At 43.9% G+C, this 24,891-nt stretch carries 21 protein-coding genes; 10 read left to right on the top strand and 11 right to left on the bottom strand.

Annotation, left to right across the window (positions count from 1 at the left end):
- Nucleotides 1–2: 2 nt before the first annotated feature.
- Nucleotides 3–311 carry a cysteine-rich CWC family protein gene (locus BIW15_RS09210; RefSeq protein ID WP_017448075.1) on the bottom strand — a complete coding sequence of 103 codons (309 nt, stop codon included), beginning with the start codon at nt 309–311 and terminating at the stop codon, nt 3–5.
- Between the two features lie 173 nt (nt 312–484).
- On the opposite strand from BIW15_RS09210, the gene BIW15_RS09205 reads away from it, so the two are divergent.
- Nucleotides 485–700, top strand: coding sequence for a DUF3820 family protein (locus BIW15_RS09205; RefSeq protein ID WP_005375557.1), 216 nt, complete (start codon nt 485–487; stop codon nt 698–700).
- Between the two features lie 269 nt (nt 701–969).
- Nucleotides 970–2,220: a DEAD/DEAH box helicase gene (locus BIW15_RS09200; RefSeq protein ID WP_015313050.1), complete on the top strand. Its 1,251-nt coding sequence runs from the start codon at nt 970–972 to the stop codon at nt 2,218–2,220.
- Between the two features lie 149 nt (nt 2,221–2,369).
- Here the strand turns inward: BIW15_RS09200 and BIW15_RS09195 are convergent, their stop codons facing one another.
- The 3 genes from BIW15_RS09195 to BIW15_RS09185 form a co-directional block, all read right to left on the bottom strand.
- The gene (locus tag BIW15_RS09195; RefSeq protein ID WP_005462112.1) at nt 2,370–2,783 is read right to left on the bottom strand and encodes a VF530 family DNA-binding protein; all 414 of its coding nucleotides are present in this window, start codon (nt 2,781–2,783) and stop codon (nt 2,370–2,372) included.
- Between the two features lie 230 nt (nt 2,784–3,013).
- Nucleotides 3,014–4,237: a tryptophan synthase subunit beta gene (gene trpB, locus BIW15_RS09190; RefSeq protein WP_017448076.1), complete on the bottom strand. Its 1,224-nt coding sequence runs from the start codon at nt 4,235–4,237 to the stop codon at nt 3,014–3,016.
- A 479-nt stretch (nt 4,238–4,716) separates the two neighbouring features.
- Entirely contained in the window at nt 4,717–4,965 is a 249-nt protein-coding gene (locus tag BIW15_RS09185; protein WP_005462100.1) for a hypothetical protein, read from the bottom strand.
- Nucleotides 4,966–5,206: 241 nt separating this feature from the next.
- Here BIW15_RS09185 and pcp point away from each other — a divergent pair, with 241 nt between their 5' ends.
- From pcp to BIW15_RS09165, 4 genes are all read left to right on the top strand, one after another.
- On the top strand, nt 5,207–5,845 hold the full coding sequence (pcp, locus tag BIW15_RS09180) for a pyroglutamyl-peptidase I (RefSeq protein WP_077280888.1): 639 nt from the start codon (nt 5,207–5,209) through the stop codon (nt 5,843–5,845).
- Between the two features lie 181 nt (nt 5,846–6,026).
- Nucleotides 6,027–6,290 (top strand): hypothetical protein, encoded by a 264-nt coding sequence (locus tag BIW15_RS09175; protein WP_047123341.1) that lies wholly within the window; start codon nt 6,027–6,029, stop codon nt 6,288–6,290.
- A gap of 63 nt (nt 6,291–6,353) precedes the next feature.
- Nucleotides 6,354–7,340: a GTP-binding protein gene (locus tag BIW15_RS09170; RefSeq protein ID WP_077280886.1), complete on the top strand. Its 987-nt coding sequence runs from the start codon at nt 6,354–6,356 to the stop codon at nt 7,338–7,340.
- A 184-nt stretch (nt 7,341–7,524) separates the two neighbouring features.
- Nucleotides 7,525–8,817 (top strand): DEAD/DEAH box helicase, encoded by a 1,293-nt coding sequence (locus BIW15_RS09165; RefSeq protein ID WP_005482719.1) that lies wholly within the window; start codon nt 7,525–7,527, stop codon nt 8,815–8,817.
- Between the two features lie 89 nt (nt 8,818–8,906).
- Here the strand turns inward: BIW15_RS09165 and BIW15_RS09160 are convergent, their stop codons facing one another.
- The 3 genes from BIW15_RS09160 to BIW15_RS09150 all read right to left on the bottom strand — a co-directional run bounded on the left by BIW15_RS09160 (nt 8,907) and on the right by BIW15_RS09150 (nt 13,808).
- The gene (locus BIW15_RS09160; RefSeq protein WP_077280885.1) at nt 8,907–11,927 is read right to left on the bottom strand and encodes a DUF6701 domain-containing protein; all 3,021 of its coding nucleotides are present in this window, start codon (nt 11,925–11,927) and stop codon (nt 8,907–8,909) included.
- A gap of 300 nt (nt 11,928–12,227) precedes the next feature.
- The gene (locus tag BIW15_RS09155) at nt 12,228–13,067 is read right to left on the bottom strand and encodes an arginase family protein (protein WP_005482584.1); all 840 of its coding nucleotides are present in this window, start codon (nt 13,065–13,067) and stop codon (nt 12,228–12,230) included.
- Nucleotides 13,068–13,073: 6 nt separating this feature from the next.
- Entirely contained in the window at nt 13,074–13,808 is a 735-nt protein-coding gene (locus BIW15_RS09150) for an IclR family transcriptional regulator (protein WP_005462094.1), read from the bottom strand.
- 334 nt (nt 13,809–14,142) lie between these two features.
- On the opposite strand from BIW15_RS09150, the gene BIW15_RS09145 reads away from it, so the two are divergent.
- A complete protein-coding gene (locus BIW15_RS09145) occupies nt 14,143–15,609 on the top strand; it encodes an EAL domain-containing protein (protein ID WP_025536949.1) in 1,467 nt (488 codons plus the stop codon).
- Between the two features lie 13 nt (nt 15,610–15,622).
- On the opposite strand, the gene modF is transcribed toward BIW15_RS09145, so the two are convergent.
- Complete coding sequence (gene modF / locus BIW15_RS09140) at nt 15,623–17,077, bottom strand: molybdate ABC transporter ATP-binding protein ModF (protein WP_005498459.1); 1,455 nt, start codon at nt 17,075–17,077, stop codon at nt 15,623–15,625.
- A gap of 252 nt (nt 17,078–17,329) precedes the next feature.
- Between modF and BIW15_RS09135 the strand changes: the two genes are divergently transcribed.
- Both BIW15_RS09135 and BIW15_RS09130 read left to right on the top strand, forming a co-directional pair.
- A complete protein-coding gene (locus BIW15_RS09135; RefSeq protein WP_005487868.1) occupies nt 17,330–18,880 on the top strand; it encodes a PAS domain-containing methyl-accepting chemotaxis protein in 1,551 nt (516 codons plus the stop codon).
- A gap of 57 nt (nt 18,881–18,937) precedes the next feature.
- Nucleotides 18,938–19,111, top strand: coding sequence for a hypothetical protein (locus BIW15_RS09130; RefSeq protein ID WP_005482667.1), 174 nt, complete (start codon nt 18,938–18,940; stop codon nt 19,109–19,111).
- Nucleotides 19,112–19,223: 112 nt separating this feature from the next.
- Here the strand turns inward: BIW15_RS09130 and BIW15_RS09125 are convergent, their stop codons facing one another.
- Genes BIW15_RS09125 through BIW15_RS09115 form a run of 3 tightly spaced genes read right to left on the bottom strand, consistent with a single transcriptional unit; the run spans nt 19,224 to nt 23,796 of the window.
- Nucleotides 19,224–20,159 (bottom strand): LysR family transcriptional regulator, encoded by a 936-nt coding sequence (locus tag BIW15_RS09125; RefSeq protein ID WP_179115254.1) that lies wholly within the window; start codon nt 20,157–20,159, stop codon nt 19,224–19,226.
- Between the two features lie 21 nt (nt 20,160–20,180).
- Nucleotides 20,181–22,550: an arylsulfatase gene (locus tag BIW15_RS09120; RefSeq protein WP_021821495.1), complete on the bottom strand. Its 2,370-nt coding sequence runs from the start codon at nt 22,548–22,550 to the stop codon at nt 20,181–20,183.
- Between the two features lie 7 nt (nt 22,551–22,557).
- Nucleotides 22,558–23,796, bottom strand: coding sequence for an anaerobic sulfatase maturase (locus BIW15_RS09115; protein WP_029795377.1), 1,239 nt, complete (start codon nt 23,794–23,796; stop codon nt 22,558–22,560).
- 135 nt (nt 23,797–23,931) lie between these two features.
- On the opposite strand from BIW15_RS09115, the gene BIW15_RS09110 reads away from it, so the two are divergent.
- Nucleotides 23,932–24,885: a LysR family transcriptional regulator gene (locus BIW15_RS09110; protein WP_021452586.1), complete on the top strand. Its 954-nt coding sequence runs from the start codon at nt 23,932–23,934 to the stop codon at nt 24,883–24,885.
- Nucleotides 24,886–24,891 lie beyond the last annotated feature (6 nt).

The raw sequence follows: 24,891 nt of genomic DNA, 5'->3' as shown, positions 1-24,891 counted from the left end.
TATTATGCGACTGGCTTTTTTTCTAAACACTTGCGGCATAAACAAAGCTGATCGGACTCCGGTTTAGGCAAGTCACGAGGCTCAATACCAAAACACCAACACGTTTCTTTTCCTGCTGCAATATCGCAGTGAGCTTGCGAATCGCATTCAGGACAGCGGTGGGTGGAATCTTCTCCGGTGATTTGCTCGATAATGGTTTCTCGTTGGAGTTCGGTTTTGTCTTTCCATTGGATGATTTCATCCATCGTTCGGTGACAGCCAGAACAAATTCCAGCGTTATTCTTACAGGCTGCTCTACATGGTGACTTCATTGCATTCTCGTTCTAATTTTTAATGTCGCGTACTCTAGCACAAAGCAACTCAAAGCCGTCAAAATAAACCGCCCTAACGATCGTTGAGCTTCTTGCCTTATTTGGTCCTTTAACTGGTGAGGGAGCACCGCTGGTGGTACTCTTGCGTGAGATGTCTTAACCGCGCTTCATTTATGTTAGAAAAAGAAAACCTGATTAAACTGGCAAGAATGCAAATGCCATTTGGCAAATATGCAGGCAGAGTACTTATTGATTTACCTGAGGAATATTTGCTGTGGTTTGATAAAAAAGGCTGGCCGAGCGGCGAGTTGGGTGACCTATTAAAGCTGTGTTTAGCGTTAAAAATTGAAGGGCTAGACAGCGTCGTGAAACCTTTGAAAAGGATGTAACCTGTCTCTGTAACCCTATTTCCCACGATACAGTGTGTTTTACTTCTAAAGAGTCAGACTGCCTGACTCTTTTTTCTTTAAAGTGAATTACCACTGGCCCCATAAATGGTTGTTTATCATGAGGGGATTCACGAATATTAAGCAAAGAGCATTCCTGACCTTTATAGCGCTGCTCCAAACCACCTCTGTTTCGCGCATTATCGCTAACATCCTCGTGCTAAATAGCATAAGATACTCGGCCTTTACCCAGTACTGAGCCTCTCATCGTAATGACAGATAAAACACAGCAAGCGACATTTGCCGATCTTGGCCTGATTCCAACCTTAGTCGAGCGACTAGAAGCGTTAGAATATAACCAACCAACACCTATTCAATCTCATGCTATTCCTCATGTGCTTGATGGCAGGGATATGATAGGCGGAGCCAATACGGGCTCAGGTAAAACCGCCGCTTTCTCGCTGCCAATTCTGCAGAAAATTCTTCAGCAAGGTGAATCAAATGATCGTCGTGGTAACTTCGTTTCTCATCTGATTTTGGTTCCTACTCGTGAGCTGGCGTCGCAGGTGGCTTACAACGTTAAATCTTACTCATACCATCTTAGAGATAAGATCAAAACGGTTGCCGTATTTGGTGGCGTATCCGTGAACCCGCAAATGCTAGCGCTGCGTGGTGGCTGTGACATCATTGTTGCAACGCCGGGACGACTACTTGATCTGGTATCGAGCAATGCGATTAAGTTAGACCAAGTAAAAACGCTCGTGCTCGATGAAGCCGACCGTATGTTGAGTTTAGGATTTACCGAAGAGCTCAATAAGATTCTTGCCTTACTGCCAGAGAAGAAACAGACACTACTATTTTCTGCTACTTTCCCTGAGAAAGTCACGACGTTGGCTCAGCACTTACTTAACGATCCTGTTGAAGTTCAGTTACAGAGTGCAGAAGCCAGCACTTTGGTGCAGCGCGTGTTTAGTGTTAATAAAGGTGAAAAGACGGCGGTACTCGCACATCTAATCAAACAGCATCAATGGCGCCAGACTTTAATTTTTGTGAATGCTAAGAATGCCTGTAACCACCTAGCTCAGAAACTGTCAAAACGCGGCATCACTGCCGAAGTTTTTCATGGCGATAAAGGGCAAGGCGCTCGTACTCGCGTTCTTGATGGTTTTAAGTCTGGTGAGATTCAAGTACTGATTGCTACCGATATCGCAGCGCGCGGTCTCGATATTGAAAAATTGCCAGTGGTGATTAACTTCGATCTTCCGCGTAGTCCTGCCGATTATATGCATCGCATTGGACGCAGTGGCCGTGCGGGGGAAGTGGGTCTAGGTCTATCTCTTATCGATTACGATGACTACCACCACTTTAAAGTGATAGAAAAGAAAAATAAGTTCCAGCTTGAACGCGAGCAGGTAGAAGGCTTTGAAGTGGAAGACGACCAAAGTGAGGCCTACTTTTTACCGATGAAGCCGCGCGCAAAGCCAGCAGGAACGGGTAAAAAGAAGAAAAAGCGTAATCAGTAGAAGACGTAATCTACAAGTTAGTCGAATTACGAGAGTTTCTTGGGCGGAGATGAACCAGTTGGGCACTCGCTGCCGTTAACCCTTTTAAAGAACAATAGAGCCTTACTGGATCTGTCAGTAGGGCTCTAATTGTTTTCCAAGGAAGTATACTAGCGACGTGTCGGACGGCCACGAGATGAGCGTTTTTTAAATGAGGATGCTGCTTTCGCTTGTGAATTGAGAATAGAATCAACGGTTAGCGGCATTGGCTCTTTAGGCTCAAGACCGTGAGGGAAAGTACGGGCTCTTGGTGGCAAATTGTATTCTTCTTCACTTGCTCGTGGCATGCGCTTAAAGCGATAAAGATAAAAGTTTTCTAATTTTTCTCTCGCCCATTCAGTTTTCTTTAAATACTTCACGCTACTTGCAATCGAAGGCTTGGTATTAAAGCAATTAAAACGCATGGCTGTATCTAGAATGTCCCAGCCATAAAAATCTACCAACTCTTGCAACATAGTCTCTAGCTTTAACCCATGCAGTGGGTTGTTTTGTTGCAGTTCGATTCTTTCTTCGTCAGTCATCATTTTAGGGGCCTTACTCATCAAAGGGCGGAGTTTAGCAAAGTATACATTACAGAGATATCTATAGTTAGGCGGCGATGGTTTGAATAGAAACGCCAGAAGGCCTAGGCAGCGTAGTTAAGCCACTAAAGCAAAGGTAAATTGAGAGAAAACTACAAAGCCACCTTGTTTTAGGTGGCGTTGCTTTTGTCTGCGCGTTTCGATTAAACGTAACTCAGCTCAGTGTCTAGCAGTTAGATAAGTGACTCAATACCGTATTTTGCTCCGTAGTTTTCAACCACAAAATCGATGTCTTTGTCGCCTCGACCTGAAAGGTTGACAAGAATCGAACCTGTTTCACCTTGTTGTGCCAGTTTGATTGCGTATGCGACTGCGTGGGAAGACTCGATAGCAGGAATAATTCCTTCTTCGCGAGACAACTCAAAGAAGGCGTCTATCGCTTCGTCATCGTTGATTGAACCATAGTTCACGCGTCCGATGTCTTTTAAATAACTGTGCTGTGGGCCTACCGATGGGTAATCCAATCCACTGGCGACGGAGTGTACCTCTTGTGGTTCGCCTTGCTCATCTTTAAGCATGTAAGACTTAAACCCGTGCATGATGCCTGGCTCGCCAAGCGTTAGGGTGGCTGCGTGTTCACCCACTTTGTCCAAAGATCGTCCAGCAGGCTCGACGCCGTGGATCGCGACGTTTTCATCTTCTAAAAATGCGCTAAACAACCCCATGGCATTTGAGCCGCCACCCACACACGCGACAAGATTGTTCGGCAATTTGCCCGTCATTTCTTTGAACTGAACTCGCGCTTCGTTCCCGATGATGGATTGGAAATCGCGAACCATTTTAGGGAATGGGTGAGGGCCAACCACGGAACCAATGGCATAAAGCTGAGTTTCTGGATCTTTGAGGTACGCTTCAAAGGCAGCATCAACGGCTTCTTTCAGCGTTTTACGTCCGTGCGTGGCAGGAATAACGTTAGCACCAAGGATTCTCATACGGACAACGTTCGGATGCTCTTTGGCGATATCGACTTCGCCCATGTAAATGTCACATTCTAAGCCAACTAAAGCGGCAGCAGTCGCCAATGCCACGCCATGCTGGCCTGCACCAGTTTCCGCAATCAGTTTCTTTTTGCCCATTTTCTTCGCAAGGATGGCTTCACCTAAACAATGGTTAATTTTGTGAGCGCCAGTATGGTTCAAGTCTTCTCGCTTTAGATAAATGTCGGCACCGTATTTCTTAGATAGATTCGCTGCATGAAAAATAGGGCTAGGTCGACCGACAAAGTGTTTATAAAGGCGAGCTAACTCGTCTTTGAACTCTGGATCTTGGCAACATTCTTCATAAGCGGCGTTAATATCTCGCATGATTTGCTCAAGCTCTGGCGGGACAAAGCTGCCACCATATTCGCCAAAATATCCTTCATTGTTGGGCATGTTGTGGTCGAAAGAATTTTTCATTAGTTACGTCCTAGTAAATGAGTGTATTGATACTTTTATACCCAAATTCTCAAATAGGTTGTGTGATCAGTTGCTTAAATCGTGATACTGCTATCGTGAACTAGTTAAATAGTACGAGATTGGTCTTGTCTGGAGGAAAATGTGAGTAAGAGGAACAAAAAGGTCCCGAAAGACTCCAGGCTGTCACAAGGGTCTTTCGGGACAAACAGAGTACAAGGAAGTGTACTCTGCGATGGTGTCTGAAAACGAAAGTTAGATTCGCTTCCGTTGGCAGATGTTAGGGATTTCAAACCATGTTATGTCAGCGAAATGTCACAACTCTTGAATTAACTCAAAAGCTTATTTTTTATTTTTGAACAATGGTTTACGAAGCTTTCTTGTTTTTGGGATTAAAGTTATTTAGAGGGTTTTAGTTATAAAAAAAGCTTGCTAAATAACAGCAAGCTTATCTCTTTTTAGCATACGTGGATGCGCAGAAATCAGTGTTTACGTGCTGAGCCGTTTCTAACGATGTCTTTACCGTTGTCGTAAACATGTTGTGAAACCCAACGGCCCAACAAAAGTTGGTGTTTGTCGCCTAGAACAGCAACAAAAGGACGGCCGTCAGTGTTTGTTGTCGCTAGTGCAACGCCAGTTACCCCTTCCAAACCTAATGCACCGCTCTCGACTAAATGCAGAAAAGCTTCTAACTCTTCAAGACTTTCAATGACGTGGTTATCAATGTTCATGGTATTCGATCTCTTTGAACTGCCGATATTTTGTGGTCGCGTACTCTACATAAGTTAGGCACAGAAACCAAGTTCCCGCTGAGTTATGGTAGGTTCTGTGCTGATTCATTTATTGTTGGGGAGCGAAGGTTAGAGTGGATTCACACAAAACAATGTGGCTTGGTTGCAAGCTGACTTTATGGTTGGAGAGTGAAAGAGGCGATGCAATAATCGGCGAAACAATTTCTCTTTGAAGGTTGCGATGAAAAAGGTTTTGATTACTGGTTTTGAACCGTTTGGTGGTGATGCAATAAATCCTGCGTTGGAGGCTGTGAAAAGGCTAGAAGAAACAAGTCTTGACGGTGGCATCATTGTTACTTGTCAGGTGCCTGTGACGCGTTTTGAGTCCATCCGTGCTGTGATTGATGCGATTGAAGCGCATCAACCAGATTGTGTTATTACCGTTGGTCAGGCCGCGGGTAGAGCGGCAATAACGCCCGAACGCGTTGCAATTAATGTGGATGACTTCCGAATTCCAGACAACGGTGGCAATCAGCCAATCGATGAGCCCATCATCGAACAAGGCCCGGATGCGTATTTTTCGTCTTTGCCAATCAAGCGTATTGCTCAAACGTTGCATGAGAGTGGCATCCCTTGTCAGGTTTCTAATAGCGCGGGGACGTTTGTGTGCAACCATCTGTTTTATGGAGTACAGCATTATCTGAGGGACAAATCGATTCGGCATGGATTTGTGCATATTCCGTTGTTGCCAGAACAAGCGACGGATGGCAGCCACCCGTCAATGAGCCTCGATATGATCGTGGCTGGCCTAAAGTTGGTGGCACAAGTTGTCATTGAACACGAAAGCGATGTTGTGGTGAGTGGTGGAAAAATTTGTTAGTAAGCTACTGAAATAACTAATAAGTTACTAATCATATGTTCTGTCAAATGTTAACTTGCTCAAATTTTGCTTACTTCGAAAGGAGTAGCATTAGAGTGTCGGATTGAAGGTGTATGACTTTCGTTCGGTGCCCTTGTCACAGGAGGTGTCAGGGGCTTACTCTCAAAAAAGGCGAGTTATCATGAAAAGCAACAAAAGTAAGGCTATTGCACTTATCTCTGTCGTTGTTTTCGCTTTGGCTATCGCTGCGCTTAAATTCGAAAACACGCTCGGAATCCTTCCAATCTTAGTCGCGATTATCGCATTCTTTACCTGTGTCATTCACACCAGTATGTACCTGTCGAATGTGAAACGTGCAGAGGCGGTAAGTCATTCTGACTATTCTCAAAACTCAAACCGTCACACATTAAATCAAGACATAAACGAGCGTGATAAAAAGCGTTGAAGCAAGTCACATTCTCCGTATACTTTGCCCCAGCACTAATGCACGACTGTGTCGGAGAAAAACATGTCAAATCGAGTACCTACCAACATACTGACCGGATTTTTGGGTGTCGGTAAAACGACCACGATTTTAAATCTTTTAAAGAACAAACCTGAAAATGAAAATTGGGCGGTGTTGGTCAATGAGTTTGGTGAGATTGGCATCGATGGTGCATTAATGACCGACCAAGGCGCGTTGATTAAAGAAGTGCCGGGCGGTTGCATGTGCTGTACCGCAGGCGTTCCTATGTCTGTTGGTATTACGGCATTATTACGCCAAAAGCCAGATCGTTTGTTGATTGAACCAACAGGCCTTGGTCATCCAAAACAAGTGATTGCGACGCTGACATCAGAGCAATATCTGCCATACGTTGATTTAAAGGCGACCATCGCGTTAGTCGACCCTCGTAACTTGAGCGATGAAAAATACACGTCTAATCAAAACTTTGTTGATCAGCTAGACAGTGCCGATGTGGTGATTGGCAGCAAAGTCGATCTCTGTTCAAACCATGATATTGATGTGTTCAACGATTGGGTTACCGATCAAACGCCAGCTAAAGTGTTCAGTAAGTTGATTCATAACGGCGAGCTGCCGATTGAAGTTCTGGATATTGAACGCGCACACGGCAGTGCTTCTTCTCATATCGAAACGCATCACCATGAGCATGCACACCAAGAGCCTCAGTTTCAGTTACCACCGGGTGAAGCTTTCATCCGTAAAGAGAACAAAGGGCAGGGCTATTTCAGTTGTGGCTGGCTATTTGGCGCTGAATACAAGTTCGATTTTGATAAGCTGTTCTCGATGTTGTCTGACCTAACCGCCGAACGTGTGAAAGCGGTAGTCAACACCAATCAAGGGTGTTACGCATTTAACGTGGCAAATCGCGTGGTATCGGTCAACGAAATCAGCTTAGAAGGGTTTGAATCACGACTTGAAGTGATTGATTCTCAGCTTCTTCCTTGGGATGAACTAGAGCAAATATTACTGCAACTTGCGGGTATTGAAGGATAGGGCATTCGTCATTCTTCGCGCAAATGTTGGAATGAAACGGTGAATCGACTGCATGGCAGGGTTCACCGTTTTTTCTTTTATCGAGTTTCAGTGAGAAAAGTGAGATAAATCACTCAAATTCGGGTATAGTGCACGGCTAAATTTTTAAAGCTATTTTAAGTGGTTTGTTTAAGGAATACGCTCAATGTCATTTTCATCTCAAGGTTTTGCGCCAGAAGTGGTTAAAGCACTGGCAGAATGCGGTTATGAAAAGTTAACGCCAATTCAACAGAAGGCGATTCCAATGGCTCGTAAAGGCCATGATATTTTCGCTACAGCACAAACAGGTACTGGTAAAACTGCAGCGTTTTCATTGCCTATGATTCAACAGCTGCTAGACAGTGGTCGTACTGCTTCTCGTAAAACCGCCCGTGCACTTATCTTGGCACCAACGCGTGAACTGGCAGAGCAGATTGCTGACAACATTAAAGCGTACACTAAGTACACAGACCTATCAGTTGTGGCTGTATTTGGTGGTCGTAAAATGTCTTCACAAGTTTCTGCTTTAGAAAACGGCGTCGATATTCTGGTTGCAACGCCAGGCCGCTTGGAAGAGCACATAGAACAAGGCAACGTTTCTGTTGCGAACCTTGAGTTCCTTGTTTTTGATGAAGCTGACCGTATTCTGGATATGGGCTTTATTCATGCTGTTCGTAAGATCATGTTGGACGTTGATACTGATCCGCAAATCATGATGTTCTCGGCAACGACTTCAAGCCAGCTAAATCTGTTAGCGAAAGACATTTTGCGTAAACCAAAACGCATCGAAGTAGAGCGTGCAAACACTACCGCGCACACTGTTGCTCACGTACTTTACCCAGTCGATCAAGAACGTAAAACAGAACTGCTTTCTGAACTGATCGGTCGCAAAAACTGGCAACAAGTTTTGGTGTTTGTAAACTACAAAGAAACCGCAAATGATGTGGTGAAAGAGCTGAAACTTGACGGCATCAAAGCAGTAGTTTGTCACGGTGACCGTGCTCAGAGTGCTCGTCGTCGTGCGCTAGAAGAGTTCAAAACGGGCAAAGTTCGCGTCATGGTAGCAACGGACGTGGCAGCGCGTGGTTTGGATATTGAAGATCTACCTCACGTAGTGAACTACGATATGCCTTTCCTTGCTGAAGATTACGTTCACCGAATCGGCCGTACCGGTCGTGCGGGTAAGCAAGGTCATGCGGTTTCGTTCGTAAACCGAGATGAAGAGCTGACGGTTGTTCAAGTAGAAAACCTCATTCAGCAACGCATTCGTCGTATCGAACTTGCGGGTTATGAGCCAAAACAGCGTGAATCTTACATCGAGAAATTGAACTCGAAACCGGCGTTTAAGAACCGTCAAGGTCGTCGTAATAACCCTAACCAGTCTGCGACAGACCAAGGCTCAGCAGAGCGTCGTCTTGCAATGGTGAAGCGTTTGAAAGCGCGTCGTGGCACGAACTAAACACTGTTAGATAATTACATTCGTTTGTAACGAAAGAGCCCCTCAATGAGGGGCTCTTTTTATTTGCCGTCTAGTGTTGGTTTAAGATGCTAATTTAAGCCGAGCATATTCGGCTCACCACGATAGATAATGCGATCGTTTCCACGGTGAATACCAAACGTGACTATTGTTGGCGGGTTTTCTTCTTCGGGAGTCGAAGTTTCCCAGTCGTATTTGAGCCAAGGAAGTTGGTTGCCTGAGTGATCTAGATTTAGGCTGAACTGAATTTGTTCTCTTGCCGCGTCAATTTGGCCTGCAATGATGTCGTTGGTTCTGCCAACACTCATCTTAGCAACACCAGATAACTGGGCGTTATTTACCGGCGCGTTCGACCAAATAGGCGTGCTGGTGTAGTACGCACCATTTGCGGTTGTCGAGTTGTCATCGAAGTTTGTAACAAATCTACCGTCTTGCCACACCTCTACGTCCAATGGCACTTTGATCTTCATGCCCTGATTTCCGCCAACATCCTTAAAGTTCAAACGACCAAAACGAATGTCTGGTTGCTTCGTCAGAATTTCACCGCCATCGAAGAAGTTCACCTCATCAACCACGTGAGTAGTCACTAAGCCAATTTTACTGCTCTTGCTGTTTGCACCGCGGTTGAACGGGCCATCAGGGTAATGGCCTTTAGTTATATCTTTCTCCCAACACGGGCTGTTGTGACACGTTGCATTTGTAGATGCTTTTTCAATGACAAACTGACCGATACTGGCATCGCCGATGCGCTTCCATTCTGCCTTTTGTGGTGCTGGTGGCACAAAACGATCTTGGTATCCGCCAAGCTCTCCTAAGTAAAAATGCTGTTGTAAACTTGGCGCAAAATGGGCGTAGTTTTTTACGTCCTCTTTGTTTGCGTTTAGCGCAACCACATCGTAGGTAACTTTCTCAAACGGTTGATTCATGTATACAAAGCCTTGGTTTTCAGGGTAAGTCCAATCTTGACTTTGCACTTTGAAGTACTTCGGATAGAAACGTCCGATATGGCGATAACCTTCGTTAACCTTCATGCCAAAGTACGTACTGTCGAGGTTTGCTTTCACTTTCAAGCTGCCGACTTCTGCCCAATACAATCCGTTAAAAACGAAGCGATGGTTCTTGGCTGATTGGTGTCCTTGAGTTAACGCATAATTACTTTTCAACAGCGTCGAGGTTTGGTTTGCCGTGTCTAAAGGCGAGTGTTGCTCGCTCGACAAAACAACCGATGCTGCTGGTGCGCCATCATGCATAAAGTTGGTCGTGACCAAAGCATCACAATAAGCTGATGAGTCGATAGGATCACTGATAGAACCCCCTTTTTGCCAGATGACGGGTTTCACCGTTAACGAGAAGTGTTCGCCAGCGGCAATGAACTTATCACCTAGTTCGGATGTGCCTGAAGGCAAGGTGTTTTGGTTCTCACAGATTGCCAAGGTCCATGGTCGCGAGTACACATTAAACTTGCCTGTTACTTCAACTGTGCCGTCGTCCGGACACTCTGAAAATCCTTTACATTCGAATTGGTCAGATAACGTCACCTCGAACAGTCCGGATTCGTTAGTAATTAAGCCATGTTCCGATAATCCGTCTTTGAACTCAGCAGAATAACTAAAATCACCTTCGCTTCCACCGAGAGGTTTAATCAAAGGGTGAACTACTTTGGGTTTACCATTGTAATTGCTGGCAACGACGGGTTCTCCTGTGGAGGCACAAGCGAGCAGACGTGTATGAACATTTTCTGGTTTACCAGCGATGACGCGAATTTCATTCAGTGTCCGTCTTTCATTTGAATACGCTTCGAACATAAACGGCGTAAACATGAAGTTGACTGTTTGCTCCTTAGCGGAGTCTCCGACCATCGTGAAAGTCAGATAGTAATTGGCGTCTAATGCGATCTTATCGATGTCGTTTGGAATCACACGAACAACGAGCTCACCACTATCGTTAGATTGAAACTGGTTTTCAGTTGAGGTCGGTTTCCCTTTCACCACCTCTAGCGTGAACAAGTCGGGATCAGACAACATTGCCATCACGGGTGCGCTGACTACTTCATCGTTGTTGGTTGTGATCGCTGTGAATTGCGGGAGATCGTCACCGCACATCAACGCCATGTCATCAGATGGTGTCACCGTCAGGCCCAAGTCATCGTTACTTGGAGGCAACATGCTACACTCAGGCGGCGGAGTTGCGGTGCTCGGACAAATGGAGCTCGAGTAATCGCAACGTGATTGGCCAACACCGCAGAACTGAGAATACTTGCCAGTTAAACTATGAGGGTGCGAACTTCCCGGCGTTTGTTGGATTTCGCCGCAAACCTGACTTCCAACACCTTGATTAAAGTTTAATGTCTGGAAGTACTTAATCGCAGTATCTTTCGCGTAGAACGAACCGTTCAGTGCGGCAGATGCACCTTTGGACTCCGTCGTGCCGTAAACCGCCATATCATCAATAAGCAGAGAACTGTGCGCCACAATATCACCGACGACGAAATGTTGTTGGAAAGGGTGATTCGTCTTGAGATGCAATTGATGGCCTTTTGATTCAATGGTGCCACAAACGTTAGCATTGAATATATCGGTCGTACTGTGAGTCAAAATTTTACCAATAATGGTGTTGTACTTACCGTCAATATGAAGCGTCGACCCCGTTAGCACTATATCCCCATCGATGAGAACATTATGCAGTTTTGTTGGGTAGGCCGACAGAAGGTCACCATAAATAACAGTGTGTTTGTTTTGGTAATCTTCAATGCTCGAAGCTTGCTCATTGTTAACCTTCAACTCGACTGAAAGCGAGCGAAGTGAGATGCGTTTATTCGGCTCACCAATTCGGTTATTGCCCTCTAAAACAATGCCTTGATGAGCTTCTAGTATGACTTCGTTCTCAGGTGAAGAGGAGATGATGGAATCACCAGCGGGTAATACGATCTTGCCATGGCAAAAAAAGGTAGTGTCTGTTCTTTGAATATCAAAAGAACTATGAGTTGAGCATATTTGGTTTAGCTCAGATGGTTTCGCAACGTCATAAACCGTTGCTTGTGCTGTTAACGGCATCAACATGGCCGTAGCAATAACGCAGTAAAGACGCATCATTAAGTATCCTAAATCTCGTGGAACTGAATGACATCAAGCGAGAGAAAATAAGTGTCTCAGAAAAATAGCGGCTAAATATTATTAGAAGAACCGCTTAGTTATTGAACTATGGGGATTTTTATTTCGTATGTCATACCATAGTGATGTAAGGATATTAGAACTTAGATGGGTTGTTTGTTCAATAGATAAATGTGACATATGTCGCATTGATGGTGTAAGTATTTGTTAGTAAATGATAATAAAAGGTGAGGCTCTACCAGAATAAGGCCAAGTGACGGCCTTATTCTGTACAATTATTCGCTACGCCGCGTGGTCGAGCAGGGGAGCCATCTGATACAACTCCTCAAGAATGGCTTTGGTTTGTCGTGAATACACCAATCGGTCACGGTCGCCTACAAGTTGAATCGCTTTTACCTTACCAGATACCAAACAAAGCCTTAGTGTTCTCAGTACCATTTGAATATCCAGCGATGGCGTACCTTCAAGATTGTTTTTCGTTGATAGTGAACCTAAATCTATCGTCACAATGATTTGGTCACAGTGATCCAAATAATTGCTGATTTGCTGCTTTACGTGGTTGCGATGTCTGAACGTAAACTCACGATCCGTTACCCAATCACAGCCTTGATCTTCGGCGTATTCCAAGGTTTCTTGTTTCGTGTCTTGCTCGCTTACGCCAGCAAAAAATAGCCGCACATTTTGATAGCGAGAAAGGGCAAAGTGAAACGCTGAACCCATGCGAGGTTCAAGCGTCGGCTTTAGGCTCATCTTATGGCCGATATTCACAATGCCCACTTCATCGCGGTACGACACAACGACAGGAAGCATCGATAAAATGGCTTCCGTGCAGTTAGAAACCAACACAGGGATTGAGTGGCGAGAAAGCGATAGGCTCAATGCTTCCTGAAATTCACCACTCTCTAATTTTGAGTGAGAAAAATGACCGAAATTAGCTGCTGTCGCGTGATCATGTTGTTGATACAACCATTCGCTCGCGTTTTCCAAACTTTGGTCTGCTAATTCAAACGCACCTTTAGACATAGGGGCTAAGTGTTCGCAAACCGTCATAAAAGAAAAAGGATAATGATGCGGCTGCTTTGGTGTGTGATGAAACTTATAGCGTTTGAAAAAGCTTAACATGTTGAATTACCTTTCTGGTGGTAGTGCCCTTGCCGCCTGCAACACATGCAAAATAATGCGCTGCTTATCCTTTTCTACTCGGTGTGCCGGAGCCATAACCGAAACTGCGCCAACCAGCTTACTTCCTTTCATGACTGGCGCACTGATACCAGAAACACCAGGGTCAATCTCGGAGGTACTTACGGCATAGCCGTTCTTTCGGATTGTGGCGAGCTCTTTTTCCCATTCGTCTAAGCGATGATCTTGGCTAAAGTAACGTAAGATCTTTTCGCAACGACTTTGAGGCATAAAAGCCAGCATCACTTTAGATGAGGCGCCACGAAGCAGGGGTTGACTTTGACCCTGGACGAAGCTGCATCGTAGCGCCTGCATACTTTCTTTTTGTCTGACACAAAGCGCTCGATAACCCGATGGCACCATGTACGCCGCCATTTCCCCCGTTTGCTGCACCAAGCGCGCCAAGATGGTTTCAACCATATCAAGGCCGTGCTGAGCGGTTTCATAGCTGTGCATCAACAGTAAGGCTGCTGGCCCAACAACAAACGTCTTGTCGTGTACACTTTCTTCAATCAAGTTCCATTCTTTCAGCAGTTTTAGATGTCGATACAAACTGCTTAATGGAACGTTCAATTGTTCGCTGAGTGTTTTCGCAGAGACTGGGAATTGGCTTACCGCAACTTGCATTAATAATTGCAGTGCCTTTTCGTTTACCTGATTAGCGTTGGCTTTGTTTAATGTCATGAGAGAGTTGTAACGTGTTAAAAGATATAGGACAAATATAATTCTTAATCACTGAGAAAAGAAAAATAATTTTTATGAGTAATTCTCACTTAATGAGAAAATGGCAGTGAGCGGTTAAATATTGAAGAAAACTTGAAAAGTGGATGTCTCACCTTTGAGTCTCTTGCCACTAAATTGGAACTTAAACAATTCAGATTTTGTTTTATTTGCGAGAGTAGGAGGTGTCTCGCATACTCAATAAATCTAATGAATAATATTGTAAACGTGAGTTGCTGGTGGGTATCGTTTTCTCGATACCATCTGAGTCAATCGGTTTATAAAAGGTCGCTTTTATATGCTGAATAAAATGCTTCTTAAGAAAGCTGCTATCTTTTTTCTGCCACTTCCTTTGGTATTTGCGGAGGTTTTGTATTTGGCACACGAGAGTGTGCAAAGTAACCTCGATCACTTGCTCGAAAAGAACATACAAATCGCGGATGAAATTCTCTTTCAAATTGAGACTGAAAACCGAACTGCGCTTATTCATCCAGAACGGTGTGAGCAGTTGCAGCAAAACTTGATGTTTGAGCGAGACATCGATGAAATGCTCATTGTCAAAGGCGATGAGATCATTTGCTCATCGAAGCTTGGACACTTATCCAAACCGCTTTCTGAATACTTAACCTTCACGCCCAATCATGCCTTAACCTTCGGTCAGATAAACGGTCTAGATGAGCCATTGCTGCTAGTGGTGACACAAGGGCAGCAGACATATAAAGCCATCACCATCATTGATAGAGACTATTTTGGCGCGACAATTGGATTTAACAACGATTTACGCCTCAAGCGGTCAGCTTTGTTTATTCATGACGACGTGGTGCCCGCTGGCGCATCCAGAAAAGGTACAAACCCGATTGCTTTTAATGAATCTAAGGTATTTGAATACCAAGCACTCGCTGAAGCTAGCGATTTATTTGTCGAGCAAAAGTTGATTTCTTACATCATCTATTCAGTGCCTATTATCGCGATGATTTATCTTTGCCTATACGCGTTAAACAAGTTTGTCGATCCGCAAAGAAACCTTCTTGCAGAACTAAAAAAAGCCCTGAAAAAAAACGAGTTAACCTTGTATTACCAACCTCAGATTGATGTTGAAAGCGGACGCGTGTTTGGTTACGAAGCGCTGATACGCTGGGAGCATCAACAAAAAGGTTTTATTGCTCCAGATGAATTTGTTCCTGCGGCCGAACAGAACGGGTTAGTATCGTTGCTGACCGACTACGTTTTAGAAAAAGCTGCGGACGATTTTTCCAAACTGACGTTTACTCATCCGGTGCATCTTGGTGTCAATGTGCCACCTGGCTACCTTGTCGGTTCTCATGTAATAAGAAAACTGCAACTCATCCACAGAAAGCTAAGTGAGAATAATGTGTCGCTCGGCATCGAAATTACGGAGCGTCAGTTGATCAATGGGGAAGCAAGGAAGCATATTGCAGCGTTGCGTGTGCACGGAATTGATGTACTGATTGACGACTTTGGAACTGGGCAAACGTCGTTAGCATTTTTGCAGCACATGAAAATTGATTATTTGAAGATCGACAAGTGTTTTGTTGAAACAATAGGCATTCAAAGTGTGAGTGCATCCGTATTGAATGCCATCGTTCATTTTGCGGACGAGCTGCAAGTGAAGTTGATTGCGGAAGGCGTCGAAACGCCGGCGCAAGCAGAGCATTTGAAAAATATGGGAGTGCAATACCATCAAGGCTACCTGTATTCCAAACCTTTACCATATTCCCTGCTTGCGCAGCAGCCGATTTCCTAGCTCTTGTTACGCATTACCAGTGATGAATTTGAGCGCGATAACACTGCGCTTCGTCATCGAAGACAAACTCAAGATCGTTTTTGATGCTCTCAAGGCTGTCTTCTTGGTAATGGGAGACGTAAAGCAATTGGCTGAGATTTTCACGTGCAATCAGTTCCAACGTGTTTTTTACCAAGCGTCGTCCTAAAAAGTCGAGACCTTGATAAGGCTCATCCAAAATGAGTAGCGTTGGCTGCTTCACTATAGCGCGCGCGATCAACAGCAAACGTTGCTGACCGTATTCCAACTGTTTGAAAGACGTCTTTTCGTAGTGACGCATGTGTAAGATATCAAGCCACTCTTTAGCTACGTCAATCTCTTTACGCGAAGGCTGATTATACAAGCCAATCGAGTCGTAGAACCCAGACAGAATGACCTCTAACGCGCTGCAATTCACTCGGTATTGAAGATGCAGTGCAGAGGAGACCATGCCAATATGCTGTTTTATCTCCCAGATGCTTTCGCCAGAGCCTCGTTTCTTGCCGAAGATGTGGATGTCGTTACTGTAGCATTGTGGATGATCGCCAAATATCAGCCCCAATAACGTACTTTTACCACAGCCGTTTGGCCCTTTAACTTGCCAGTGTTGTCCTTTATCTATGCGCCAATTCAGGTCAGTGAAAATACGTTTTTCAGTGTATTCAACTTGGCCATTTTTTAGTTCGAAAATAGGATCATCGAAGTGTGTAGAGTGTTGGTGACGTCGTATCAACCCCATCATCTCTTCGCTTTGTTTTTGGGATTGTGACTTGATTTGTTCGATTATCGGGTGGTTGTCCCAACTCTCTTTATTCATTGTGCTGTCAAGACTGCCGGCATTAAATAGCGCCACATGATCTATCCATTCTGGCATGTCGGACTCGCGAGAAAACGTAATCAACATCTGGACGGATTGCGAAAGCGAGTGCAAATAGGTTGCGAGTGAAGCGCGGTGGGCAACATCTAGACCGACAAAAGGATTATCCAGAAGCACAAGGTCAGGTTGGGTTGCCAACGCTCTAGCGAGCATGACTCGTCTGGTCTCGCCAGTCGATAAAACACGAAAACCGCTCTGTTTTAAATGGTGAAGGTCGAGCTCTTCAAGCAGTCTTTCCGTTGTTGCTGCATCTTGGCAGCACTCAAAAATCAAAGCATAAACGGTACTGCCTTGGTCGATACGATCGAGAAAATCGGTGTCGTCCTTTTCTAGCTCACGTTCAAGTAGTCGTTGTTGCTCTGAAAGCGATACTTGCGCGACTTTCAATTCACCAAGATCCAACGTCCCTTGTGTGGGTTTCAGTTCACCACAAAGCAGATCGCCTAGCAGGGAGCCGATGTCGCCTTCTGCACTGAAGATGCCCCAAGAGTCATTGTTATCGATTGTCCATTCATCAATGGAAAGTGTGGTGGTATGTCCTTGTACAGCAAGCTGACTAAAGCGAATAGCCATTGTGTTTGTCTTCCTTGTTATTGTTGTATTGGACTAGTTATAACAACTAACCAAGGGCCTAAGGAAGGGGATGTCAGTATTAATTTTAACCAAAGCAAAGATTGTTACGACCAGAAATGAAAGACTTATGTAACGAATCTTCTGTTGAATAAGTCGCGGGAATATTTCTATATAGTCATCATTATGCGTATGGATATTATGCTGCTACACTCATATGTGGCACTTATTTATTAAATGTAAGGATACATGTATATGAGTGAAAAGGAATACGATTATCCTGCGAGCTACAGTCTCGTTTCCATAACCGACCCATCAAGTTACATCAAATATGCCAGTGCGCATTTTAATGAAGTTGCTGGCTTTGAAGAAGGAGAGTTGATAGGAAAACCACATAACGTTGTTCGCCATCCAGATATGCCTAAACAGGCGTTTAAAGACCTCTGGTCTCATCTCAAAGCTGGGAAACATTGGATGGGAATGGTGAAAAACAGACGAAAAAATGGAGGATATTACTGGGTGGATGCGTTTGCATCGCCAATCAAATACAACGGTGAAATTGTTGAATACCAATCTGTCCGTTTTAAACCAGAACGTATTTATGTCAAACGCGCAGAGAAAGCTTACGCGAAACTGCGAAATGATAAAAAACCGCTTCAACTTTACCTACCTCGTACACGTCTTTGGATGAGAGCTGCCTTTTTCCTTTTTATTTCGAACTTTTTGGGCTTGTTACTTCTAGAGATGAATCAATCACCAATGGTGGCTTTCAGTGCAGCAGCGTTACTTTCGGCATTATCCATCTACATGTTGACCAGACCAATTGAGAAGCTGGCTAAACAAGCAAGACAGGATTTCAATAACCCGTTGATGGAATATATATACTGCGGGAAAGTGAATGATCTTGCAGAAATCGAACTGGCTATGAAAATGAGGAAGCAGTTCGCGAACGCCTTGTTAGGCAGAGTAGGAGTTTCGGTAAAAGATTCCTGTGAAGAGACGAAAACGAATGCCGATAGCGCGGCGGACAACAGTGAGCGTGTTACTGAAAACCTAAGCGCGCAAAAAATCGAAATTGATTCTGTTGCAACCGCAGTGAATGAGATGCAAGCCTCGTCTTCAGAGATATCTCATAATGCTCAAGCAACCGCAGATGCAACGCTGAAAGCGCAAAACACCATGACCGATAGCCGCAATGTTATCGATAACGTTAACCATTCTGTTCTCGATCTTGTTGGCGAGTTGGGTGAGATTTCGAAAGTGGTGATGCGTTTGAATCAACAAACGGATCAAATAGGGACGGTTATTGAGGTGATTAATGGCATTGCCGAACAAACCAATCTTCTGGCATTGAATGCTGCGATAGAAGCGGCAAGGGCAGGCGAGCAGGGTCGTGGTTTTGCGGTAGTCGCGGATGAAGTGAGAACGCTTGCCAAACGAACTCAAGAGTCCACAACAGAGATCAAATCTGCGATTGAGAGCATTCAACATGGCAGTAAGTCTGCGGTTTCTGCGTTGGAGAAAGGCAACGAGATGTCTACAGGGACGGTGACTTTGCTTGGAACGGCGCTTGAGAGCATTCAGCAACTAGAGTCGTTGATCCAAGATGTTGTAGAAAGAAATCAACAGATAGCTGTCGCCATCGAAGAGCAGGTCTACGTCACGGATGAAATCAATGAGAACATCCAATCGCTCAATTTGAAATACAGCGAGTCGTATGATCTGATGACAGAAACCAACCAGATGAACAGCAGAGTGCAAAACTGTACGAATGAACTCTCTGACATGATAAAAAAATTCGCATAAGCAGCGGAAGGAAATGGCTTAGTGCTTCTCTAAATAAAGCATAGGGTAGGAGCAAATATGGTTACGCAAAATACCAACTTTTCCCCGGAGCAACCAAAACATGAAAAAGACGAGCAACAGAATGTAGCAATAGTTGAATTCAATAGCAGTGTGCTCAGCAGGCAATCGACAGATTTTTTGACTCATGAAGAGTTAAAAATGTTGGAAGCCGTGATAGGTATCGCTTTTTAGCTTTTCTCATCAATCGGTTGTATTAAAGCAATGAAAGTGAAAAGAAAGCCGTTGATGAACAACGGCTTTTTTGTCAATAAAATCTGTTGAAAAGTAGGGAGGAATCAACTGATTAAATGATACGTTGTTGACCTTCTAATACTTTAGATTTTATCAACGCTCGCATCGCTCCATGCCTTTTACAGTTCACTTTTCGTTGGTGGTATGCGATTTGATATTGAATAAAGCAAGCGCCCAAAGGGGAAGTAAAATGCTTAATATTAAAGGTTTTCCCCCATTTCTTTGCCAAAGATAGCGGAATGACTCCGATGCAGTCGTTTTGAGCTACGTGGGTGAGAATACCCAAATAGTTAGATGCGATAGAATCGATATTGTTTGATTTGACGATTAAGCCCAAATGTTTTTCAAACTCAGTATCAAAACTCCATTTACTGGCAAGTACGCAATGTTTTTCGTCGCTTAACATCTCGGTGGAGATGTGCTCGTCAATCCTTGGGTGACCGTTTCGACATATAACAACACAAGGCTCTCGACAAACGTCTTCCACTATAATTGACGCTTCTCTGCTTTCAATATCCCCCAGTAGTAAATCCGCTTCATTACTGTAAAGCAGAGAGAATAAATGGTTTTCGCTTAATGTTGACTCATGAAAAAAGACATTTTCAAGCTTGGATTGCTGAGCCGGATAGATATTTGAACAGTAAACATTGTAGGGAGCAGGTTGGGTGATCACGCTATCGATTACACTCAGCGCTTGTTGTAGTTGAGGCAGCCATCTCTGGGCCGTGCTGGTTAGCTCAATATTTCGCCCTCGTTTCGTAAATAACTTTGTGTTTGTTGTGCGCTCTAGTCGTTTAATGGAAGCACTTATCGCTGGCTGAGTTACACCTAATTTATCCGCCGCTTTCGTATAAGAAAGGCACTCGGTCACCACAATAAATGTATTGATTAAGTTTAGGTCAATGGCTTTGGACATCTTGAACTCGAGTAATGAATTGTTGGGGAAATCAACGGGAGTGCGAAGTGACTCCTGAGCCACTATTAACATAATGACTCAGGAGATTTATCGCTATTGAACGATAGAGGTTGTGACCTGTTCAATTTTTTGATTGAACTCGAATGGTGCTTGGTAGTCTTTACTCACCGCGCCACCTTCATCTTCACCAATACCCACGCCATCGTCGAGCGAGAACAAGCGGCTGTTTGTGTTAGGGATAAGTTTCTTCTCAACAAGCTTATCGTTCACGTAGAGATAAACGTTACCGCCTTTACCTCTGCCAGCTGCGTTACCTTTACCACCTTGGCCGTTCTCGTCGTAACGGAATGCCACTTTAATCTCGTTCTTGCCTTCTTTTAGTTTAGAACCAGAGACTTTAGTGTACTCGTAGGTTAACCAGTTATATTCGAAGGTTGGGACGCCGTTTTTCACATATAACGTCCAACCACCGAAGTTACCGCCTTGCGCGATAATCACACCGTTAGTCTTTGACGCATTGTCTGTTGAAATGTCCGCAATAATATCAAACGATTTATTTTTGATATTTAAGAAGGAGTTTTCAGGGATGCCTCTTGCGCCTTCATAAAGCGTTAGGCTCTTCTTACCAAACAGAGCATCAGGTCGGCCCGCAATTTCTGCGTTCACACGTTCCATTGTGCGATCATCGATAGGGTAGACATGGTTTTTCTCTGCTTCTTTATCGAATAGCTTCTTCAGCTCCTCAAGCTTTTGAGGGTTAGATTTTGCTAAGTCGTTGGCTAAAGAGAAATCTTTCGTTGTGTCGTACAATTCCCATTTATCATCTTGTAGGTCTCTAAACTTAGTTGACCCCTCAGTTAAAGCCCAGTGAGTAACACGCGCTAGCCATCCTTCGTGATAGATGGCACGGTTACCTCCCAGTTCGAAATATTGAGGTTTGTGTCGTGTTTGTGCTTTTGTTTCCTTAAATGTATTAGTGAAGCTCACGCCTGCCATCGGGATTTGCTCAACACCATCGACTTCTTTTGGAGCTGGTAAATTGGCGGCTTCTAGTACTGTCGGAGCAATATCTACAACATGAGACCATTGATCGCGCAAAGGCTGGCCTTTGTTATCGATTCCCGCAGGCCAACTCACGACCATACCATTTCGAGTGCCACCAAAGTCTGAAGACATTCCCTTTGTCCAAGTAAATGGAGAGTCACCCGCTACGGCCCAGCCTGAAGCGTAGTGTGGGAAGCTATCTGGCCCGCCTAGCTTATCGATGTTTTCTAACACGCGGTTAGGATCTTCCGTGATGAGGTTATAGAACGCTAGTGAGTTGAAGCTACCGTTACGGTTGCCTTCTGCGCTCGCACCGTTATCGCCAACAATGTAGAAGATTAAGGTATTATCGAATTCACCATTTTTCTTGAGTGTGTCGATGACTCGACCGATCTCATGGTCAGTGTGTGCTAAGAAGCCTGCATAAACTTCCATTTGGCGTTCGAAGACACGTTTTTCATCAGATGAGAGAGAATCCCAACGAGGCACAAAGTCTGGCATTGGTGGCAAAACCGTATCTTGTGGAATAATGCCTAACTTCTTCTGACGTTCAAACGACTCTTGTCTTAGTTTGTCCCAGCCCATTGAGAACTTGCCTTTGAACTTATCAATCCATTCTCTTGGGGCCTGATGAGGGGCGTGTGCGGCACCCGGAGCATAGTAAGCGAAGAACGGTTGGTCAGCATTGTAGCTGTGCTGCAAGTTCAACCATTTAATAGTTTGGTCGGTCATATCTGCTGTGAAGTGATAGTTCTTTTTACGTGGCGTTTTAATGCGCGTATTACCGTCAATCAACACGGGTTGGAACTGGTCGGTTTCACCACCGAAGAAGCCGTAGAATTTGTCGAAACCCACTTCAGAAGGCCAAAGCGTTTGGTTACCTGCGGGCCCTGTCTCCCAAGCTGGAATTTCGTGGTTTTTACCAAACATTGCCGTGCTGTAACCGTTATATTTCAAAATTTTTGGTAGGGCAGCGATGTAGTTTGGTCGAACGCTTGTATTGCCAGGGAAGGCCGTCGATGTTTCGGCAATCGAACCCATATTATTTTGGTGATGATTGCGGCCAGTAAGCAAGGCAGTTCGAGTTGCAGAGCTTACTCCTGTTGTATGGAATTGGTTATAGATAAGACCTTGTTTAGCTAACGCATCAAGTGTCGGCATATCAACTGCGCCACCGAAAAGGGATGACTGACTAAAACCGACGTCATCTAACAAGATAACAAGCACGTTAGGTGCATCTTTTGGTGCCGCGATTCGGCGAGTTGGCTCGGGGCGCTGAACATCTCGCACGTCGAGTTGAGTGTAAGTTTGGGGCTCAATGTCAGGAATTGGGAGCTTTGTTCTGTCTACCGTTCCTGCCGCAACCAAACACGGAGCGAGCGCTCCGGTGATGGTCACCGTTGTTTTCAAAATATCCATTTATTGATTACCTTTTATTAGAGGGTGTAAGGATTAAAGGGCCGTCTAATGCTTGCATGACATAGCTTGCTGGATAGCCATGAGCTAAGAGCGTCGTCATTGCTTGCAAATACTTTTGTACTGAGCTGAAAAAATAGAAATAACCATCACAAAGGACGTTTTCATACTCACCAGTGTCGGATAGATAGCGATGTTTTGGGCAGCCGCCGTTGCAGAGAGACAAGAACTGGCATTGTTTACATCGCATAGATAAGCGGGATTCTTTATTGAACTGAAGTTCGTGATTCAACGACATCTCGTGTAACGATGTTTCGAATACATTGCCGAGTTTCGACTCCGGGTAGGCGACATGGTCACAGAAATAAACGTCACCATTTGCTTCAACGGCATAAGACGAGCCGCATTTTTTTGCATGAATACAGTTTGGAGAGGGGTTGCCAAGATATTGTGTTAATGCCTGTTCGAAGTTCGAAATGAAGACTTTTCCCACATCTTGAGAAACCCAAAGATGAAATACGTCGGTGAGAAAACGTCCGTATTCTTTGGCATCAACAGACCAAGCGATAGGTTCGTATTTCTGAGGATCTGTATGGTGTTTGTCTGTCGAGAAAATCAGATTGCTACCAAAGTGTTGGCCACGAGCTTGCTCTGTTTCTAACGGAGAAGATTCGACAAGAGGTGAGAACTGAATATGTTTCACCTTGTTCTTTCGGAAAAATGAATAGATAGCCTCCGCATGTTTGCAATACTCTTTGGTCACACATGCCAAAACGTTGTATTCAACATTCATTTTTTGTAGAAGCTTTAATGCAGAAAAGCTTTCTTTAAAAGCACTTTTTCCTTGTTTGGTTCGGTATTTTTCTTGAAGCCACTCAGGACCATCTAAACTTAATCCAACCAAGAAGTTATTTTCTCGAAAGAATCTGCACCAATCACTGTTTAATTTAGATCCATTGGTTTGAATTGTGTTCTTTATTAATTTTCCGTTAGCATATTGCTTTTGAAACTCAACAGCCTTTTCAAAAAAATCAATGCCTATCAATGTAGGTTCTCCACCGTGCCATGCGAACTCGACAATAGGCGTATCTTGGCTAGAAATATAATTTTTAATATAAGTCTCTAGCGTTTCTATATTCATTGATTTTTTAGATTTTAAGAGCAGGTCCTTCTCTAAATAAAAACAATATTGACAATCATAGTTGCATTTTGAGCCAACAACTTTCACTGTAGTATGTAAACCAGCCATAAGGGATTCTTCTACTCCAACCAAGATGGAACTAGTTTAATTAATATGTTCTTGTCCACAATTGATAATAGTGATACTTGATACTTATCAAAATTGATATTATGTTTTTAGGGAGTGTTGTGAGAGAGTTTAGACATGATATTTAACTATAACTTACTGAAACCGTTGGCGTTGCTGTTGGAAACAAAAAGTATCACAGCAACAGCAAACCAAATGTCGACAAGTGCTTCTGCGGTGAGCCGAACTCTAAGAAGCTTAAGGGAAATATTTCAGGATGAATTACTTACCAGAAAAAACGGCAGGATGGAGCTAACGCCAAAAGCAATCTCCATACGTGCCAAACTCAATAATATTATTCATGATATTGATGAATTAACTGAGGATATGTCTTTTGATCCATCGACCTCAGATATAAAAATCAATATAGCGATGAATAGCTACATCGCATATTGGCTAGCCCCAGAAATAATTCAATACTTTTCAGAGAACGCGCCGAATATAGAATTAACCATTGAAGATTGGAATGAGTTAACGCCAGATCGAATTAATAATCAGCTCGTTCATTTTGGAATTCATTATTTTCCATTAAATTTAAATAAAAACTTGGTCCAAAGAAAAGTCGGAAAAGATATGTCGGTTATGGTCTGTAGAAAAGATCATCCAATTAATAACGAGTCAATATCCTTGGAGACAATCGCGTCTTATCCTCTGGCTATCCACTTGCAAAAGCATTGGAATGAGCGGCAAGATAAACTCTCAAGATTGCTGTTAAGTCACGGTATTGACTTCAAAGTAAAACTTAAAACGACGCATATCAATGTCATTATTAATGCCGTTGAGACGACAGACTTATTGTTTCCTTGTTCAATCTATATAGCAGAACAGTTGGGTGAAAAATTTAGCTACATTACTTCGAGCGATGAGGTGTTTTTACCGCTGCAAGAAAAAGAGTTTGGCTTTATATACGACAAGGCCTACAAAAACGATCCTATGATTGTGTGGTTACACAGTACCATTTCTAAGCTGATGAATGACTTTCTAGATGTGTATAACAAGAAGTTTGACAGTAGATACGAAAAAAGCCGTTGATTATCA

Origin of the sequence: Vibrio sp. SALL6 (genome assembly GCF_002002385.1) — a bacterium.
GTDB lineage: Bacteria > Pseudomonadota > Gammaproteobacteria > Enterobacterales > Vibrionaceae > Vibrio > Vibrio parahaemolyticus.
This window is presented reverse-complemented; position numbering and strand designations above follow the sequence as displayed.

Excerpts from the sequence above, each read along its gene's own strand:
- pcp (WP_077280888.1), top strand. The coding sequence starts at position 5,207 with ATGAAAAAGGTTTTGATTACTGGTTTTGAACCGTTTGGTGGTGATGCA.
- BIW15_RS09120 (WP_021821495.1), bottom strand. The coding sequence starts at position 22,550 with ATGGATATTTTGAAAACAACGGTGACCATCACCGGAGCGCTCGCTCCG.
- BIW15_RS09175 (WP_047123341.1), top strand. The coding sequence starts at position 6,027 with ATGAAAAGCAACAAAAGTAAGGCTATTGCACTTATCTCTGTCGTTGTT.
- BIW15_RS09160 (WP_077280885.1), bottom strand. The coding sequence starts at position 11,927 with ATGATGCGTCTTTACTGCGTTATTGCTACGGCCATGTTGATGCCGTTA.
- trpB (WP_017448076.1), bottom strand. The coding sequence starts at position 4,237 with ATGAAAAATTCTTTCGACCACAACATGCCCAACAATGAAGGATATTTT.
- BIW15_RS09115 (WP_029795377.1), bottom strand. The coding sequence starts at position 23,796 with ATGGCTGGTTTACATACTACAGTGAAAGTTGTTGGCTCAAAATGCAAC.
- BIW15_RS09145 (WP_025536949.1), top strand. The coding sequence starts at position 14,143 with ATGCTGAATAAAATGCTTCTTAAGAAAGCTGCTATCTTTTTTCTGCCA.
- BIW15_RS09135 (WP_005487868.1), top strand. The coding sequence starts at position 17,330 with ATGAGTGAAAAGGAATACGATTATCCTGCGAGCTACAGTCTCGTTTCC.
- BIW15_RS09150 (WP_005462094.1), bottom strand. The coding sequence starts at position 13,808 with ATGACATTAAACAAAGCCAACGCTAATCAGGTAAACGAAAAGGCACTG.
- BIW15_RS09195 (WP_005462112.1), bottom strand. The coding sequence starts at position 2,783 with ATGATGACTGACGAAGAAAGAATCGAACTGCAACAAAACAACCCACTG.
- BIW15_RS09205 (WP_005375557.1), top strand. The coding sequence starts at position 485 with ATGTTAGAAAAAGAAAACCTGATTAAACTGGCAAGAATGCAAATGCCA.
- BIW15_RS09185 (WP_005462100.1), bottom strand. The coding sequence starts at position 4,965 with ATGAACATTGATAACCACGTCATTGAAAGTCTTGAAGAGTTAGAAGCT.
- BIW15_RS09125 (WP_179115254.1), bottom strand. The coding sequence starts at position 20,159 with ATGTTAATAGTGGCTCAGGAGTCACTTCGCACTCCCGTTGATTTCCCC.
- BIW15_RS09165 (WP_005482719.1), top strand. The coding sequence starts at position 7,525 with ATGTCATTTTCATCTCAAGGTTTTGCGCCAGAAGTGGTTAAAGCACTG.
- modF (WP_005498459.1), bottom strand. The coding sequence starts at position 17,077 with ATGGCTATTCGCTTTAGTCAGCTTGCTGTACAAGGACATACCACCACA.
- BIW15_RS09200 (WP_015313050.1), top strand. The coding sequence starts at position 970 with ATGACAGATAAAACACAGCAAGCGACATTTGCCGATCTTGGCCTGATT.
- BIW15_RS09110 (WP_021452586.1), top strand. The coding sequence starts at position 23,932 with ATGATATTTAACTATAACTTACTGAAACCGTTGGCGTTGCTGTTGGAA.
- BIW15_RS09155 (WP_005482584.1), bottom strand. The coding sequence starts at position 13,067 with ATGTTAAGCTTTTTCAAACGCTATAAGTTTCATCACACACCAAAGCAG.
- BIW15_RS09170 (WP_077280886.1), top strand. The coding sequence starts at position 6,354 with ATGTCAAATCGAGTACCTACCAACATACTGACCGGATTTTTGGGTGTC.
- BIW15_RS09130 (WP_005482667.1), top strand. The coding sequence starts at position 18,938 with ATGGTTACGCAAAATACCAACTTTTCCCCGGAGCAACCAAAACATGAA.
- BIW15_RS09210 (WP_017448075.1), bottom strand. The coding sequence starts at position 311 with ATGAAGTCACCATGTAGAGCAGCCTGTAAGAATAACGCTGGAATTTGT.